At 31.8% G+C, this 16,684-nt stretch carries 16 protein-coding genes; 7 read left to right on the top strand and 9 right to left on the bottom strand.

Translation table 11 applies throughout. The features are described from left to right. Positions 1-10: 10 nt before the first annotated feature. The gene (locus H3Z83_RS05530; protein WP_182124489.1) at positions 11-412 is read right to left on the bottom strand and encodes an MFS transporter; all 402 of its coding nucleotides are present in this window, start codon (positions 410-412) and stop codon (positions 11-13) included. Positions 413-419: 7 nt separating this feature from the next. Further along, a complete protein-coding gene (locus H3Z83_RS05525) occupies positions 420-1,547 on the bottom strand; it encodes a DegT/DnrJ/EryC1/StrS family aminotransferase (protein WP_182124488.1) in 1,128 nt (375 codons plus the stop codon). Between the two features lie 162 nt (positions 1,548-1,709). Between H3Z83_RS05525 and H3Z83_RS05520 the strand changes: the two genes are divergently transcribed. Next, a complete protein-coding gene (locus H3Z83_RS05520) occupies positions 1,710-4,091 on the top strand; it encodes a penicillin acylase family protein (RefSeq protein ID WP_182124487.1) in 2,382 nt (793 codons plus the stop codon). Positions 4,092-4,107: 16 nt separating this feature from the next. After that, the gene (locus H3Z83_RS05515; RefSeq protein ID WP_182124486.1) at positions 4,108-5,469 is read left to right on the top strand and encodes a P-loop NTPase fold protein; all 1,362 of its coding nucleotides are present in this window, start codon (positions 4,108-4,110) and stop codon (positions 5,467-5,469) included. Between the two features lie 13 nt (positions 5,470-5,482). Here the strand turns inward: H3Z83_RS05515 and H3Z83_RS05510 are convergent, their stop codons facing one another. The 7 genes from H3Z83_RS05510 to H3Z83_RS05480 are packed head-to-tail and all read right to left on the bottom strand — an operon-like array spanning position 5,483 to position 11,315. Next, the gene (locus H3Z83_RS05510) at positions 5,483-6,025 is read right to left on the bottom strand and encodes a DUF1131 family protein (RefSeq protein ID WP_182124485.1); all 543 of its coding nucleotides are present in this window, start codon (positions 6,023-6,025) and stop codon (positions 5,483-5,485) included. A gap of 1 nt (position 6,026) precedes the next feature. After that, positions 6,027-6,764 (bottom strand): nitroreductase family protein, encoded by a 738-nt coding sequence (locus H3Z83_RS05505; RefSeq protein WP_182124484.1) that lies wholly within the window; start codon positions 6,762-6,764, stop codon positions 6,027-6,029. Next, on the bottom strand, positions 6,764-8,137 hold the full coding sequence (locus H3Z83_RS05500; protein ID WP_182124483.1) for an aldehyde dehydrogenase: 1,374 nt from the start codon (positions 8,135-8,137) through the stop codon (positions 6,764-6,766). Before H3Z83_RS05500 ends, H3Z83_RS05505 begins: the two co-directional genes overlap by 1 nt. A 4-nt stretch (positions 8,138-8,141) precedes the next feature. Beyond that, positions 8,142-9,173, bottom strand: a complete 1,032-nt coding sequence (locus H3Z83_RS05495) for an alkane 1-monooxygenase (protein WP_182124482.1) — start codon at positions 9,171-9,173, stop codon at positions 8,142-8,144. Between the two features lie 26 nt (positions 9,174-9,199). Continuing rightward, positions 9,200-9,886, bottom strand: coding sequence for an RluA family pseudouridine synthase (locus H3Z83_RS05490; protein WP_182124481.1), 687 nt, complete (start codon positions 9,884-9,886; stop codon positions 9,200-9,202). A gap of 32 nt (positions 9,887-9,918) precedes the next feature. After that, positions 9,919-10,530, bottom strand: a complete 612-nt coding sequence (yihA, locus tag H3Z83_RS05485) for a ribosome biogenesis GTP-binding protein YihA/YsxC (protein ID WP_182124480.1) — start codon at positions 10,528-10,530, stop codon at positions 9,919-9,921. A 20-nt stretch (positions 10,531-10,550) separates the two neighbouring features. Next, positions 10,551-11,315 (bottom strand): alpha/beta fold hydrolase, encoded by a 765-nt coding sequence (locus H3Z83_RS05480; protein ID WP_182124479.1) that lies wholly within the window; start codon positions 11,313-11,315, stop codon positions 10,551-10,553. Positions 11,316-11,519: 204 nt separating this feature from the next. Here H3Z83_RS05480 and mraZ point away from each other — a divergent pair, with 204 nt between their 5' ends. Genes mraZ through H3Z83_RS05455 form a run of 5 tightly spaced genes read left to right on the top strand, consistent with a single transcriptional unit; the run spans position 11,520 to position 16,682 of the window. Continuing rightward, on the top strand, positions 11,520-11,987 hold the full coding sequence (mraZ, locus tag H3Z83_RS05475) for a division/cell wall cluster transcriptional repressor MraZ (RefSeq protein WP_182124478.1): 468 nt from the start codon (positions 11,520-11,522) through the stop codon (positions 11,985-11,987). Continuing rightward, positions 11,974-12,870, top strand: coding sequence for a 16S rRNA (cytosine(1402)-N(4))-methyltransferase RsmH (gene rsmH / locus H3Z83_RS05470; protein ID WP_182124477.1), 897 nt, complete (start codon positions 11,974-11,976; stop codon positions 12,868-12,870). Before mraZ ends, rsmH begins: the two co-directional genes overlap by 14 nt. Continuing rightward, the gene (locus H3Z83_RS05465; protein ID WP_182124476.1) at positions 12,870-13,199 is read left to right on the top strand and encodes an FtsL-like putative cell division protein; all 330 of its coding nucleotides are present in this window, start codon (positions 12,870-12,872) and stop codon (positions 13,197-13,199) included. The genes rsmH and H3Z83_RS05465 overlap by 1 nt, the downstream gene beginning before the upstream one ends. 3 nt (positions 13,200-13,202) lie before the next feature. Further along, positions 13,203-15,215, top strand: a complete 2,013-nt coding sequence (locus H3Z83_RS05460; RefSeq protein WP_246337481.1) for a penicillin-binding protein — start codon at positions 13,203-13,205, stop codon at positions 15,213-15,215. Then, entirely contained in the window at positions 15,216-16,682 is a 1,467-nt protein-coding gene (locus tag H3Z83_RS05455) for a UDP-N-acetylmuramoyl-L-alanyl-D-glutamate--2,6-diaminopimelate ligase (RefSeq protein WP_182124475.1), read from the top strand. The last annotated feature ends 2 nt before the right edge of the window (positions 16,683-16,684 follow it).

The following is a 16,684-nucleotide window of genomic DNA, read 5'->3' as shown; positions in this document are numbered from 1 at the left end:
TTTTTTATGCTTAACTTTTAATATTTAAAAGTTGAAATATTTTATCTTCTTTAGGTGCTAAAAGAATCATATAGAATAAAAGAATTACTCCAAATAATAAAAACTCAGGTTTTAATAATAAAATTAAAAAACAAGCCCCTTCTAATACCGCCCATTTTATAATAGAGGCACTTTGATAAATAGAAAACTTTTCATCATCAGAAGAATCTTTTTGTATGTTTTTTAAAGTTTTATTGAATAAAAAATTACTTAAAACATATGCTACAGCAGGAATAAAAGAGTAAGGTAGCGAAGCATTGTCAATTTCAAGATTCAATATATTTTTAAAATCACCGAGTAAAAAGTAAGCCAGAGTAACTCCAGCCACTAATGCTAAATGAATTATTTTGAGCGTTTTTATTTTTTGATTCATATATAGATTATCCTATAAAATCATTAATAGTTTTTGAAATAAAAGCTAATTGCTCTTCATCTAACTCTGTGTGCATTGGTAACGAAATTACTTCATCAATTAATTGATTAGTAATTGCAAAATCATCTTCATTATAACGTTCATCTTTATATGCTTTTTGAGCGTGTAACGGAACAGGATAATAAATCGCATTCGGAATATTATTATCTAACAAATGTTGATGTAATTCATCTCGTTTCCCATTGGTAATTCTTAAAGTATATTGATGAAAAACATGTGTGGTAAAAGTGCTAATCGCAGGCGTAATAATATTTGAATTGGTTGCGAAAGCTTCTGTATAATACATAGCTGCTTCTCTACGAGCATCACAGTAAGAATCTAATAAAGGTAGTTTTATCTGTAAAACAGCAGCTTGTAAACTATCTAAACGAGAATTTACTCCTACAACATCATGGTAATAACGTTTGTACATCCCGTGATTTACAATTCCTCTAATTGTATGTGCTAAATCATCATCGTTTGTAAAAATAGCTCCACCATCACCATAACAACCTAAGTTTTTAGACGGGAAGAAAGAAGTAGTTCCTACATTTCCAATCGTTCCAGATTTCTTTTTAGTTCCGTCAGAAAAAGTGTAATCTGCTCCAATTGCCTGTGCATTATCTTCAATTACAAATAAGTTATGCTCTTTAGCAACTTCCATTACAGCTTCCATATTAGCACACTGACCAAATAAATGTACAGGTACAATCGCTTTTGTTTTTGGAGTGATCGCCTTTTTTAAAGCTTCAATATCAATGTTAAATGTATCAGGCTCAACATCTACTAAAACAGGTGTTAGCTTTAATAATGCAATTACCTCTACAGTAGCAGCAAAAGTAAAATCGGCAGTAATAACTTCATCACCTTGCTCTAAGCCTAATCCCATCATTGCAATTTGTAAAGCATCTGTTCCGTTTGCACAAGGAATTACGTGCTTTACACCTAAATATTTTTCTAAATCGCTTCCGAATCCTTTAACTTCTGGACCTCCGATATAATAAGCAGTGTCTAAAACACTTTCGAAAGCTTTATTTACTTGAGGTTTTATTTTTGCGTACTGACCTTGTAGGTCAACCATTTGAATTTTTTTCATCTGATAAACGAATTTTTTAGTAGAACAAAAATACAAACAATCTCTGATTGATTTTGAAGAATTAACGAAATTAAATTTTTACAGATTGTAGTATATAAAAAAGAAGATTACTCAAAAACCTAAAATAAAAATTCTGTTATCTTTGGTGAAAATCAATCCCAAATGAAATTGTTTAAAAAGATTTTCAAAATATTTTTACTAGTAGTAGTGTTGTTATTTGTTGGTGTTTGGCTGTTTACTAAAACATTGCATCCAACTTATAACGGAGAATTAGAATTAGCAAATATTTCTGATAAAGTTACAGTGTACTACGACGAAGTAGGTGTACCGCATATTAATGCGCAAAATCAGCAAGATGCATATACCGCTTTGGGTTATGTACATGCGCAAGATAGATTGTGGCAAATGGAGTTGATTCGTAGAATTGCAGCAGGGAGATTGGCTGAGGTTTTCGGAAAAGAGTTAGTGCGTACAGATAAGTTTTTCTCTGGTTTGGGAATTGAAGAAGCGGCTTCCAAAACAATTCAAAATTTAGATAAAAATTCCGAAGCTTATAAGATGACAGAAGCTTATTTGAACGGAATTAACCAATTTATTGATGAAGGTGCTAAGCCATTAGAGTTTTATTTAGTTGGACTTGATAAAGAAAAATATACAGTTAAAGATGTATATAATGTTTTTGGGTATATGGCATTTAGTTTTGCAGTTGCTCATAAAACGGATCCGATGTTAACGGAAATAAAGGAGAAATTAGGCGAGGTATATTTTAATGAATTAAACGGAGCAAGCACTGAAAATTTAACCTTGATTAAAAATCAAAAGAACCCAGAGATAAAAGCAGAATTTGCAAAAGCAATGAATAATTTGCTTGATAAATTACCAATTTCTCCATTTATCGGAAGTAATTCATGGGTATTAGGACCAGAAAAAACCAAAAATGGAAAAGTGATTTTTGCAAACGATCCGCATATCGGGTTTTCACAACCTTCAGTTTGGTATCAATCGCATATTAAAACCCCTAATTACGAAATGTATGGATTTAATTTAGCTTTAACTCCATTTCCATTATTGGGGCACAATCGTAATTATGCGTACGGATTAACAATGTTTGAAAATGATGATGTTGATTTTTACTACGAAGAAAACAATCCAAACAATTCATTAGAATATAAAACTCCACAAGGGTATCAGAAATATAAATTAATTGATAAAACGATAAAAGTTAAAGGAGGTGCCGATACTACTTACCAAGTAAAAGTTAGTAAGCACGGACCAGTTATGAATGGTTTAATTGATTTTATAGAAGATGAACGTCCTATTGCAATGCAGTGGATTTACACGAAATTAGAAAATCAATTATTAGATGTTTCTTACAAGATGTCACATGCAAAATCATTGTCAGATTTTAAAGTGGGAGCAAGTAAATTACATGCGCCTGGGTTAAATATTATGTATGGCGATGCAAAAGATAATATTGCTTGGTTTGCATCAGGAAAATTATATAAATACCGAGATAGTTTAAACACAAAGGTGATTTTAGATGGAGCCTCTGGAAAAGATGAAATTGTAGAATGGATTGATTTTGAAGAGAATCCGCAAGCGATAAATCCAGATTGGAATTATGTGTATTCAGCCAATAATCAACCAGATTCTATTGCAGGTGTTTTATATCCTGGGTATTATTTACCAGAAGATAGAGCTAAAAGAATAGAATATTTGTTAGAGGATAAAAACGATTGGACAAAGTTTGATGTTTCTGAAATGATTAATGATGTAACATCACCCGTAGCACCAGAAAATATAATGAAAATTGCTAAAGATATTGATGTTACTCAATTAACTGCTAGCGAGAAAAAAGCATTTAATATTTTAAAAAATTGGGATGGTCATTATGGAAAAAAGAAAGTAGCTCCGGTTATTTATACGCGTTTGTGGTACGAGTTTGTAAAGAATACTTTTAAAGATGAAATGGGTGATGCTTTTGAACAATTTGTAAATACACCTTTCGAAGAAAAAGTAGTAGCAGCTCAAGTAAGAAAAGATAATTCGGTTTGGTGGGATGATATTTCAACAAAAGAAAAAGAAACTAAGCAGGATGTTGTAAATAAATCATTCCAAAATACAATCGCTTTTTTACAAAAGCAATTAGGTGAAAATGTAGATGGTTGGTATTGGAAAAGAGTAACTACAGTAGAGTATGAGCATGCAATAGGAAAAGCGGGAGGATTGTTGCGAAAGTTTTTTAATGTAGGTCCTTTCGAAACCAATGGAGGTGATCAGGTAATTAATAACCAAATTTACAAGATTGATAGTACCGGGTATTATAAAATCATCGCAGGACCATCGACTCGTAGAATTATAGATTTTTCGGATGTAGAAAACAGTATTACTATTTTACCAACTGGGCAATCGGGGAATGTATTTAGCGAACACTATAAGGACCAAGCAGAAAAATATGTAAATGGCGATTTTGTAAAAATGAACTTGAATCAGTCTGATATAGAAAAGAGTGAAAATAAGTTGGTGTTTTTGCCGAAGAAATAAACTTAAAAAATAATTAATGAATAAGAAAAAAGATTACAAACTTAAGACTAACTCTTTTTTAAATTTTAAAGAACATTTAGAAGATTCAGATTTTGTTTTCTTGTCAGCACCATTTGGTTTAGGTAAAACTACTTTTATTAAAGATTTTATAAGTTCAGAAGAGAATAAAAGTAAATATAATTTTTTTCATCTGTACCCTGTACATTACGCAGTAAATAAAAATGAAGACGTATTTGAGTTGGTTAAATATGATTTATTATTTGAATTATTAAAGCAAAATGATATAACAGAAGAGATAGATATAAATTATAAGGAAGCTACAAAGAAAATTGCAGAAAAGAATATTAAAGCTATTCTGTTAAGTTTTGTTGAGAAAATTCCGGAAATAGGAAAAGCTCTTAAGGAAATAATAGGAGCTTTTAAAATTGTAGAAAAGGAAATTTTAGAATTATATGAACAAGAATTTAATACTCCTGAACTTAATTCTTTTATTAATAAAATAGAAAATACTAAAGGAAGTATTTTTGAAAACGATATAATTACTACTTATATTAATAACAAGCTGGTAGAGATAAAGAAAGGAGATAGTGAAAAGGAAAATATATTAATATTAGATGATTTAGATAGAATTGATCCAGAACATATTTTTAGGCTTTTAAATATATTTTCAGCTAATTTTGATAATTCTGGATACTCAATTAACAAATTTGGAATAGATAAGGTAATTATTGTTGCTGATTACTATAATGTAAAAAGCATATATCATCACAAGTATGGAAAGGGTTCTGATTTTGAGGGTTATATCAATAAATTTTATTCAAATAAAATTTATTTTTTAACATTTTATGATGCTATTAAAAATTTATTTAGACATGATTTTAATTTATATGAATATGGAGGTTTTCCTGACTTAAAAATAAACTTAATAGCTCTATTATTTAATAATAGGCAATTAAGTTTTAGGCAGTTAAGAAGAATGTCTAATATGGATTTTAATAGGGGAAAAAATTTAGTTGAGGTTTTAGAGGACATGATGGAGCTGTTTAATGGAGATTATAAAGATTTAGCAAAGGCTTTTAATGGAGTGTCTACTGAAAAAGATGGTACAATTAAAAAAACTTTTTGGGGCGAGTTGTTAAAGTATATTATTGGTTTTTATTATGATAATGGAAAAGAAAAAATAGAGGTAAACGAAGAGTTGGCTAACAACGAAAAAAGATATGGGTTTAGCTTGTGGAATAATAAAATCATTGATTTTGAGGTTTCTAATGAGTTTAATGTAGAGTTAGATGTTTATCTTAATTTAAAAAGTGTTACTAAATCGATGATTTGGAAAGAATTCTTAGAGTTTTTAAACTATAAATATTTAATAAATTAATAATATTGTTAAATCAATATCCTCTAATCAAAAACTGAGTGACCTTCCATTTTTTAACTTCATCATAAATAAAATCTTGTTTGTCGGGACCGTCAAAAGTGCCAGAGATTTCATATTTTAAATTAGAATTTGGTGTAGATAAAATCGTGTGAAAATGATAATTGGTTTTATGAGTAATTTCAGGACGCAGCTTTTTTACTTCCTCGTAAGTCATTCCAATTTTCACTCCGTATATATCAGGTAAATTTGTTGTAGCATTAATCTCATCAACCAAACAACCTTCTTGTTCGCTCATTATAAAATTAATCGTTGTGCTATCTTTTTTAACTTCAAAATATTGGTAGTCAGGTCCGTCTTGCTGACCAATTTTAGAGCTGATTTTATAATCAGGAAAAGCTATTTTTAAAGAATCAATATTAATACACTTTCCTAAATCAATTTTATTAATACCATTGTTTGAAATGGTGATTTCAGAAAGTTTCTTGGTAGTTTTTTTCTCTTTACATCCAATTAAGATTCCACTAATTATTATCCCAAATAAAATAAGTTTTCTCATATTAAACTTCTTTATAAATCTCATTAAATGGAATTCTAAAGCGCTCTCCATACACACCTTTTTCGGTTCTAATACCACAAGAAACAATCATGTTTATTTCTGCACTATGAGGAATGTTTAATAGTTTTTTTACTCGCCAAGTATCAGAGCCTTCCATAGGGCAGGTATCATAACCTTCAGCAGCCATAGATAACATAAAGGTTTGGGCTGCTAGTCCCGTAGTTTTTTGAGCTACAATTCGCATATCACTATTACGAACTTCACGATAAATTGGGCGAAATAGGCCAGTAATTAAAATCATTAAGTATTTAAAGAAACCTAAAATCCCTAAGAAATCTGAATAAGCAAATGGAATGATTTTACCATAATAATTACGTGCTACTTTTTCTCTACTACTTTGTGCTGCTTTCGGATTATCTTTTCCAAAAGTTTTATCCATAAAAGCTAAGTTTGCTTTAGCACGTTTACGCCATAAATCTTTTCTAGTAACAAAAACTACCAATTGTTGTGCCGTTTTTGCCGCATTTTGATTAAAACACATCGGTGCAATTTTAGCAATAGTTTCTTTAGAGGTAATATGATAAAATTCCCACAATTGCATATTACTACTCGTTGGAGCTAAACTAGCTTGTTCTAAACATTTTTTTACAACAGTAGTATCAATTGGTTTTTCAGCATCAAATATTCTTACTGAGCGTCGATAATTAACGGCTTCTGAAACTGTTTTTTCTTTTGTCATTATCCTATTTTCATCAAGGTTTTTAATTGTTTCAATTTCCCTTTGTATGGTGCATATCGCGTAGGTATGTCTAACCAGTTTCCTCTAGTAACAACACCTTTTTTGTGTGAAAAAGTATCGAATGTTTGTTTTCCGTGATAGCCGCCAATGCCACTTTCTCCAACGCCTCCAAAAGGTAATCGGTGGTTGGCAAAATGAACAGTTGTATCGTTTATGGTTCCGCCACCAAAAGAATAATCAGCAATCATTTTTTTTGCAAACTTGTTGCGAGTTGTAAATACATATAGTGCTAAAGGTTTGTCGTATTTAGCTAATGTTGTGGCAATATCTTGTTCGTTTTCGTAAGAGATTAATGGAAAAATAGGTCCGAAAATCTCACCTTTCATTACTTCGCTATCTAAACTTGGTTCATCTACAATAGTTGGAGCAATATATCGATCTTCTCTTTCAGTTTGTCCGCCAATTAAAAATTGTTCGTTTTCTAGCATTAATACTAATCGATCAAAATTTCGAGTATTTACAATTCTTGGATAATCTTCAGATGTTTGTGGGTTTTCTCCGTAGGCTCTAAAAACTTCATCTTTAAAATGCGATACAAATTTTTCTTTTACAGATTTATGAATTAACAAATAATCTGGAGCAATACAGGTTTGTCCTCCATTGATAAATTTACCCCAAACTAATCTTTTTGCGGCTAGTTTAATATTAGCAGTTTCATCAACAATACAAGGGCTTTTTCCTCCTAACTCTAAAGTAACTGGAGTAATATGTTCAGCAGCAGCTTTGGCAACAATTCTACCTATAGGTACACTTCCTGTAAAGAAAATATAATCCCAACGTTGTGCTAGTAGTTCTTGCGAAACTGGGACGCCACCCTCTACTACAGAAACATGATTTTTATCAAAAACTGCTTCAACAATTTCTCTAGTAATTTTACTTGTGTTCGGTGTTAATTCCGATGGTTTTAATACTGCGGTATTTCCAGCAGCAATTGCTCCTAATAATGGTGCAAAAGCTAATTGATAAGGATAGTTCCATGGCGCAATAATTAAAACAGTTCCATAAGGTTCTTTATAAATTTTTGCTGAAGACGGAAAGTTTAACAACGATGGTAAAACACGTTTGGGTTTGCTCCAAGAATGAATGTTCTTCAGTACCATTTTTAACTCCGCTAAAACGATAGAAGTTTCTGTCATTACAGCTTCATATTCTGATTTTTTAAAGTCATCATTCAATGCTTTAATAATATCATTTTCTCTTCTGATTAATTCTTTCTGAAGACGTTTTAAAGCAGTTTTTCTATAGGAAATATCTTTGGTTTGTTGTGTAGCAAAAAAATCTTTTTGCGACTGAACCAATTGTGGAATATTCATAAAATTAAATTTCTTGTAGTTTTTTATTCATTACCGAAAACCATAATGGCGGGATTAATGAAAGCAACATCATGCCAGGGTAACCAGTAGGCATTTGCGGACTTTCGGGTAATGTTTTTAATAATTGATAATGTTTAGATCCGTTATAATGATGATCAGAGTGACGTGATAAATTAAACAACATTGCTTGTCCAATAACATGGTCTGAATTCCAAGAATGTGTTCTTTTTACACGTTCGTACCTTCCATGCTCATTTTTCTTACGTAACAACCCGTAATGTTCTATATAGTTTACGGTTTCTAATTGTAAAATTCCGAAAACAGCAGCGGCTAAAAAGGCTAGAGTAACAAAGCTACCGAAGAAAAAATAAATTCCTCCAACTAAAAGCACATTACAAATGGTGTAAATAAGCATTCTGTTTTGAATGTGAAACCAACTTCTGTTGGTGCTTTTTAAACGTGTATTTTCGGCTTCCCAAGCTTGATAATAGCTTGTAATATGAGAGCGAAACAAAAATGTATATAGAATTTCGTTTTTTCTTGCTGTTGCTGCATCTTTTGGAGTGGCTACATTTAAATGATGTCCCGCATTATGGTACGGTAAAAAGTGAGTGTTTATAGAGGTTAATAATAATATTTCACCTAGTAATTCGTCAAATCTGTTATTACGATGTCCTAACTCGTGCCCAACATTAATGCCTATAGCGCTACACATAATTCCCATTGCTGTTATTCTTCCAACAATTTCTAAATTAGTCAATCCAGTTTCTTGAATGGCAAAAAAGAACCATCCTAAAAAGAAAACCTGAATTGGCACAGTTGCGTATAAAATGGCCGTATACAATTTGTTTTCTTTTTCTTTTTGCGCTTCTTCTTTGGTGAAGTTTTCTTTGTTTGGTTTAAAGAATAACTCAGCCAACGGAACAGCTCCAAAAAAAGTAATTATAGGTAAAAGTGTAATCCATCCTTTACCAGTAAAAGCAAAATATACAGTAATGGGTAGAATAGAAATTGATAAATATTTGAGGGCTTTCATCTTTGAAATTTCCCTAAAGATACAAATTAGGAGCAAGCATCCCAAATAGGACCAGATGGAGTGGGTGCTGTTACCTTTATTAATTCTTTACTAACTGGATGTATAAATTCAATTTTACGAGCGTGCAAGTGAATACTTCCATTTTTATTACTTCTTTTAGCACCGTATTTTAAGTCTCCTTTTATAGTAGAACCAATATTTGAAAGTTGTACTCTAATTTGATGATGACGACCAGTTTCTAAATCAATTTCTAATAAAGCGTAATTATCAAGTTTTTTAATTGTCTTATAGTGTAGAATCGCTTTTTTACTACCGTCAATTTCTTTAGAATACGCTGTAGATTTATTGTTTTTAGGATTCTTTTTTAAGAAGTTTATTAAAGTGTCTGAGGCTTTTTTAGGTTGATTTTTTACAACAGCCCAATAGGTTTTCTTGATGGTTTTCTCTCGAAGCATTTTATTTAAACGCTCTAAGGCCTTTGAAGTTCTGGCGTAGATAACAACGCCAGAAGTAGGTCGGTCTAAACGATGCACAGTTCCTAAAAAAACAGCTCCGGGTTTATTGTATTTATCTTTTATGTATTCTTTTGCAACATCAGAAAGCGGTTTGTCTCCAGTTTTATCACCTTGAACAATATCACCAGCACGTTTATTAACAATAATTAAATGATTGTCTTCGTGTATAACCTGTAAGTTTTCTTTAGTAGAATACATTTTAAAAAGTCAATTCGAGTATTATCGAAATGTTATTTAAAGTTATCAGCTACATCTTCGTTTATTTGCTCGATAAATTTTAAAAATTCATCACGACCAAAACCTGTAGATGATGAGGTAACAAAACTCATTGGTAGCTCTTCCCAGAAATTTAATAATTTCTTTTTATAAGAAGTTATTTGCTTATTTAATTTAGAGCTTCCTAATTTATCTGCTTTTGTAAAAACAATACAGAACGGAATTTGATTTTCGCCTAAGAATTTCATGAATTCTAAATCAATTTTTTGTGGATCATGACGGGAATCAATCAAAACAAAAGTACAAACCAATTGCTCACGTTCTTTGAAGTAGTTTTCAATAAAAAACTGAAATATTTGTCGTTTCTTTTTTGAAACTTGCGCATAACCATATCCAGGTAAATCAACTAAAAACCATTCGTCATTTATTTTAAAATGATTGATAAGTTGTGTTTTTCCAGGTTTTCCAGAAATTTTAGCTAAATCTTTACGCTCCATTAACATGTTTATTAATGAAGATTTTCCAACATTTGAACGTCCAATAAAGGCGTACTCTGGTATTCTGTCTTTAGGAGCCTTGGTAACATTGCTGTTACTCATTACAAATTCAGCAGATTTTATTTTCATTGATGTAAGCTAAGTGGCTATTATATATTTCTTTTAGAAAGCCAGCCTTCTAAAATTGTATTAAATTCTTCAGGAGTTTCCATCATTGCAGCATGACCACATTTGTCAATCCAAAATAAATCAGAATCAGGTAAAAGTTTATGAAAATCTTCAGCTACTTCTGGTGGAGTAACGGTATCTTGCTTTCCCCAAATAAGACAAGTAGGTTGTTGCATGTTTGGTAGGTCTTTTGCCATATTGTGTCTAATCGCACTTTTAGCAATAGATAGAGTTCTAATAACTGAACTTCTGTCGTTTACTATTTCAAAAACATCATCAACTAATTCCTTTGTTGCGATTGCTGGGTCATAAAAAACAGCTTGTGTTTTTTCTGTAATATACTCGTAGTTACCTCTTTTTGGAAAACTATCTCCCATAGCTTTTTCATATAAGCCAGAGCTTCCTGTAAGTACAAGTGCAGCAACGTCTTGCGAGTAATGTTTTGTGTAATATAAACCTATGTGTCCGCCTAAAGAGTTTCCTAGTAAAACAACGTCTTTTAGTTCTTTATGTTCTATAAAATCATGCAAAAAACTAGCTAAGTTTTTAACATTAGTTTTTAGAAGTGGTAAGCTATATAAAGGTAATTCAGGAATTAAAACTTTATAACCTTTTTTAGAGAAATAGTTAAAAGTTTCATCAAAATTACTAAGTGCACCCATTAAGCCGTGTAATACGATTAGTGCTCTCCCTTCCCCTGCTTCTGCATATGTAAATTTGCCTTCTTTCTTTAAAAAATCAGTCATTTATATCTACGGTTTGACTTAAGCACAAATGTAGTTCTTTTTTGTTAAATCTACATTTTTATTATTTCGATACTTAGTCGCTATGTAAACACTCTTAGGGTCAGTTTTTTAGCTGTAAAATTAAAACTTATCAACAAAGTGGTAAAAAGTGGTAAAAAGTGGTAAATATTTTCTATTTTTGAAGCATAACTATAGTTTCTTTACGTGATAAATTTAATTGGAACATACGAATGCAAGGTTGATGCTAAAGGAAGGTTGATGATGTCATCAGCTTTCAAGAAGCAGCTTTCTTCTGTGTTGCAAGAGGGTTTTGTTGTTAAAAGATCTGTATTTCAGTCTTGTTTGGAGTTGTATCCAATGCAGGAATGGAATTTAATGATGGGTAAAATTAACAAGTTGAATCGTTTCGTAAAGAAGAACAATGATTTTATCAGGAGGTTTACGGCTGGTGTAAAAATGGTTGAAATGGATGCTTCGGGTAGGGTTTTAATTCCAAAAGACTTATGTCATTTTGCAGGCATAGAGAAGCAAGTTGTGCTTTCGTCTGCAGTAAATATTATTGAGATTTGGGATAAAGATAAGTATGAGAAAGTAATTGATGATGCTGTTGTTGATTTTGCTGATTTGGCAGAAGAGGTAATGGGTAATACAGATGTAGATGAATTATCATAGTCCGGTTTTGTTGAAGGAGAGTGTAGATGCACTTAATATAAAAGAAGATGGTGTGTATGTGGATGTGACTTTTGGTGGAGGAGGTCATTCGCGAGAGATATTAAGTAGGTTGGGGGAGAACGGAAGGTTGTTTGCTTTTGATCAAGATCCGGATGCACAGCAAAATAAAATTGATGATGATCGATTTGTCTTGATTGGAGAGAATTTTAGATTCATATCAAGATTTCTTCGTTTTTACGGAGTGAAAAAAGTGGATGGTGTTTTGGCTGATTTAGGAGTTTCTTCCCATCAGTTTGATGAAGCGGAAAGGGGGTTTTCTACTCGATTTGATGCTGATTTAGATATGAGAATGGATCAGAAATCTGATTTGTCAGCTAAAAAAATAATCAATAAATATGAGGAAAAAGAGTTAGCAGATATTTTGTTTTTGTATGGGGAGTTGAGAAGTGCTCGTGCTTTGGCAAAAACTATAGTTGAAGCTAGAGAAGAGGAAGATATTGAGACAAGTTTTCAGCTAAAAGAAGTGTTGCAAAAGCATCTTCCAAAAGCAAAAGAACATAAGATATTAGCACAGATATTTCAAGCGGTAAGAATTGAGGTGAATCAAGAGTTGGAGGTGTTGAAGGAGTTTTTAGAGCAGATGCCAAAACTATTAAATGATGATGGTAGATTAAGTGTAATCTCATACCATTCTTTAGAAGATCGTTTAGTGAAAAGATTTATAAGGACTGGTTTGTTTGTTGGGGAGCCTGAAAAAGATTTTTACGGAAATATTAGTGTTCCTATGCAGAAGGTAGGGAAGATGATAGTGCCAACAAAAGAGGAGATTAAGGTTAATAATAGAGCACGTAGTGCAAAACTTAGAATAGCAACATTAAAATAATGTCGAAAGTTAAAAAAAACGTTTACGATATTTTACGTGGAGGCTTTTTGACTGACGAGAGCTCTTTTAAAAACTGGCGGATTTTAATTTTTGTGGTAATTCTATTGCTGGTTATGATATATAGTTCTCATAGCGCTGATGCAAAAGTGGTTCGAATATCACAATTGAATAAGGAAATAAGAGAGTTGCGTGCTGAAGATATTGATACAAGTACGAGGCTGATGCGAATGAAATTGGAAAGTAATATTCGTGATAAAGTAAAGCAAAAAGGGTTGTCTCCTGCAAAGACACCGCCAAGAAAAATAAAAGTAACATATAATAAAGAATAAAAAATGGTAATTAAAAAAGGTATATTAAATAAGCTCTATGTAGTTGCTGTTTTAATGATGCTTTTTTTTATAGTTATTGTTTTTAGAGTATTTAAACTTCAATATGTTGAAGGAGATAAGTATCGACAACTTTCTCTAGAAAAAACAGTAAAAAACGACACGATTTTTGCAAACAGAGGTAATGTGTATGCAGCAGATGGTAATTTGTTAGCAACCTCAATGTCTAAATTCACTATTCGAATGGATGTGTTGGCTGTAAATTCAGAAGTGTTTGAAAAAAATATCCGAGCTCTTTCTGAATCTTTGTCAGGTTTACTGGGGAAGTCAACAAATTATTATCAACAAAAATTAAGAGAAGCAAAAAAACGTAAAAATCGTTATTTGCTAATTGCTCGTAATGTTGGGTATAATGATTATGTGAAAATGAAAAATTTCCCAATTTTTAAATTGGGAGTGTATAGAGGAGGTTTTATTGCGGAGCATAAAACTGTTCGTGTGCATCCGATTGGAAAAATTGCGGAAAGAACAATAGGTTACGATAATCATAGAGGAGGTGCTGGTATCGAAGGCGCTTTTGCTGAGTATATGCAAGGTGAAAACGGTTGGAGATTAAAGCAGCGAATAGCTAAAGGGCAATGGAAACCTATTAATGATGTAAATGAAAAAGAGCCGATTGATGGAAGTGATGTGATTACAACTATTGATGTGAATATTCAAGACATTACGCATCATGCTTTGTTGAGGCAATTAGAGCGCTTTGAAGCAGATCATGGTTGTGCCGTGGTGATGGAGGTAGAAACAGGTGAAATAAAAGCGATTTCTAATTTAGGTAGAACTTCAAAGGGTAAATATTACGAGAAAAGAAATTATGCAGTTTGGGAAAGTCATGAACCTGGATCAACATTTAAGTTGGCAAGTTTAATGGTTGCTTTGGAAGATAAGGTTGCTGATACTTCCGATGTTGTTGATTGTGAAAAAGGAAAAATATTTATTAATAATCGTAAAGTTGAAGATAGTAAAAGAGGTGGGTATGGTAAAATATCATTAGCACGCGTTTTTGAAGTTTCTTCAAATGTGGGGATTGTAAAAACAATTCAAAAGTACTACGATAAAAACCCAAATAAATTTACAGATAAAATAAAGTCGTTTGGTTTAGATCAATTAACAGGAGTTAAGATAATGGGAGAAGGGAAACCTTATATACCAAATCCTTCAGAAAAAAGCTGGCATCCAATTTCGTTAGAATGGATGGCTTGGGGATATGGAGTTTCTTTAACGCCTTTACAAACATTGGCTTTTTATAATGCAGTTGCAAACGATGGAAAATTAGTGAAGCCATTTTTTGTAAAAGAATTAAGAGTTGGAGGTAAAGTTGAGAAAAGTTTTACTACTGAAGTTTTAAAAGATAAAATAGCATCACAAACAACTCTTGATAAGGTTAGGAAAGTGATGGAGAATGTGGTTAAAAAAGGAACTGCAAGTAATGTGTATTCGCCAAATTTCTCAATGGCTGGAAAAACAGGTACGGCAAAAAAATACATTCCTAAACATAAAGATGAAAATGGTGAAACAATTTATGGTCACTATTCAAATAAAAAATATGTAGCCTCTTTTGCTGGGTTCTTTCCAGCTAAAAAACCAAAGTATTCGTGTATAGTGGTGGTTCATAGCCCGAAGAAAGAAAAAGGATATTATGGTGCAACAGTAGCAGCTCCGGTATTTAAAGAAATTGCTCAAAAAATTTACACTTCAAACCCTATTGATAATCAGCTGGTGTCAGATAAAATTGAATATGCTAGTCTTGATAAAAATTATCAAAATTATTATCGAAAACTTAGAAAATATAAAACCATTATGCCAAAGGTTTTAGGAATGAGTGGTATGGATGCAATTGCTTTGTTGGAGAATATGGGGTTGAACGTTAAGTTTTCAGGAATGGGTAAGGTTACTGAGCAATCTATCAATAATGGAGTTAAAGTTAAAAAAGGCGCAACAGTTTATTTAAAATTATCATAATTGAAAAATTTAAAAGACATATTGTATAAAGTTTCTGTAAATGCTGTTTACGGAAATACGGATATTGAAATTAATAATATTCAATTTGATAGCAGGCAGATTCAAAAAAATGATGTTTTTGTTGCTCAGAAAGGTGTAACTGTTGATGGTCATCAATTTATAAATAAAGCTTTATTGTTAGGAGCTTCGGTAATAATTTGTGAAGAGATTCCATCAGATTTGCAAGAAGAAGTTACTTGTGTGCAAGTTGAAGATTCGAATGTTGCGTTAGCAATAATGTCTGCTAATTTTTACGATAATCCGTCAGATGATTTACAGCTTGTTGGAGTTACTGGAACAAATGGTAAAACAACAATAGCAACATTACTATATCAATTATTTAAAAAGGCAGGATATAAAGTAGGTTTATTATCTACTGTAAAAATAATGGTAGATGAAACCGAATATGAGGCTACACATACAACGCCTAATTCGTTGATGATAAATAAATATTTATCCATGATGATTAATGAGGGTGTTGAGTATTGTTTTATGGAAGTAAGCTCTCATGGAGTTCATCAAAAACGTACTGAAGGATTAAATTTTGTTGGCGGAGTATTTACAAACCTATCTCACGATCATTTAGATTATCATGAAACTTTTGCAGAATATCGTGATGTTAAAAAATCATTTTTCGATTCGTTACCAAAATCAGCATTTGCATTGGTGAATATTGATGATAAAAATGGTCAAGTAATGCTACAAAATACCAAAGCAAATAAGCAAACATATGCTTTGAAAACTTTGGGAGATTTTAAAGCAAAAGTTTTAGAGAAAAGGTTTTCAGGTACACTATTAACTATTAATAATATTGAAGTTTGGACAAAACTGATTGGGGAGTTTAACGCGTCTAATTTACTAGCGATTTATGGAGTTGCTGAATTGTTAGGTCTTGAAAAGTTAGAAATTCTTAGAGTTATTAGCGAGTTAGAAAGTATAAGTGGTCGTTTCGAATATACAATTTCAAGTAATGGAGTTACAGCTATAGTTGATTATGCGCATACGCCAGATGCACTAAAGAATGTATTACAAACCATTAACGATATCCGTACAGGAAACGAAAGTGTGTTAACTGTAGTTGGTTGTGGAGGAGACAGAGATAAAACCAAGCGACCAAAAATGGCAAGCATAGCTTCTTTGCTGAGTAATCAAGCAATTTTTACATCAGATAACCCAAGAACTGAAGATGCTCAGGTAATTATTGATGAGATGGAAGTAGGTGTTGCTGCTGAGAATTACAAAAAAACATTATCAATTTTAGATAGAAGACAAGCAATTAAAACGGCGTGCAAACTAGCTAAAACAGGAGATATAATACTAATTGCAGGAAAAGGGCATGAAAATTATCAAGAAATAAATGGTGTAAAACATCATTTTGATGATTTAGAAGAAGTAACCAACTGTTTTAATCAACTAAAAAACTCTTAAAG

The organism is Tenacibaculum pelagium (genome assembly GCF_014062345.1).
GTDB lineage: Bacteria > Bacteroidota > Bacteroidia > Flavobacteriales > Flavobacteriaceae > Polaribacter > Polaribacter pelagius.
The sequence above is the reverse complement of the archived record's forward strand: the minus strand, read 5'-3'. Positions and strand labels throughout refer to the sequence as shown.

Excerpts from the sequence above, each read along its gene's own strand:
- H3Z83_RS05505 (WP_182124484.1), bottom strand. The coding sequence starts at position 6,764 with ATGACAAAAGAAAAAACAGTTTCAGAAGCCGTTAATTATCGACGCTCA.
- H3Z83_RS05530 (WP_182124489.1), bottom strand. The coding sequence starts at position 412 with ATGAATCAAAAAATAAAAACGCTCAAAATAATTCATTTAGCATTAGTG.
- H3Z83_RS05510 (WP_182124485.1), bottom strand. The coding sequence starts at position 6,025 with ATGAGAAAACTTATTTTATTTGGGATAATAATTAGTGGAATCTTAATT.
- H3Z83_RS05500 (WP_182124483.1), bottom strand. The coding sequence starts at position 8,137 with ATGAATATTCCACAATTGGTTCAGTCGCAAAAAGATTTTTTTGCTACA.
- H3Z83_RS05480 (WP_182124479.1), bottom strand. The coding sequence starts at position 11,315 with ATGACTGATTTTTTAAAGAAAGAAGGCAAATTTACATATGCAGAAGCA.
- H3Z83_RS05465 (WP_182124476.1), top strand. The coding sequence starts at position 12,870 with ATGTCGAAAGTTAAAAAAAACGTTTACGATATTTTACGTGGAGGCTTT.
- H3Z83_RS05460 (WP_246337481.1), top strand. The coding sequence starts at position 13,203 with ATGGTAATTAAAAAAGGTATATTAAATAAGCTCTATGTAGTTGCTGTT.
- rsmH (WP_182124477.1), top strand. The coding sequence starts at position 11,974 with ATGAATTATCATAGTCCGGTTTTGTTGAAGGAGAGTGTAGATGCACTT.
- yihA (WP_182124480.1), bottom strand. The coding sequence starts at position 10,530 with ATGAAAATAAAATCTGCTGAATTTGTAATGAGTAACAGCAATGTTACC.
- H3Z83_RS05490 (WP_182124481.1), bottom strand. The coding sequence starts at position 9,886 with ATGTATTCTACTAAAGAAAACTTACAGGTTATACACGAAGACAATCAT.
- H3Z83_RS05515 (WP_182124486.1), top strand. The coding sequence starts at position 4,108 with ATGAATAAGAAAAAAGATTACAAACTTAAGACTAACTCTTTTTTAAAT.
- H3Z83_RS05525 (WP_182124488.1), bottom strand. The coding sequence starts at position 1,547 with ATGAAAAAAATTCAAATGGTTGACCTACAAGGTCAGTACGCAAAAATA.
- H3Z83_RS05520 (WP_182124487.1), top strand. The coding sequence starts at position 1,710 with ATGAAATTGTTTAAAAAGATTTTCAAAATATTTTTACTAGTAGTAGTG.
- H3Z83_RS05495 (WP_182124482.1), bottom strand. The coding sequence starts at position 9,173 with ATGAAAGCCCTCAAATATTTATCAATTTCTATTCTACCCATTACTGTA.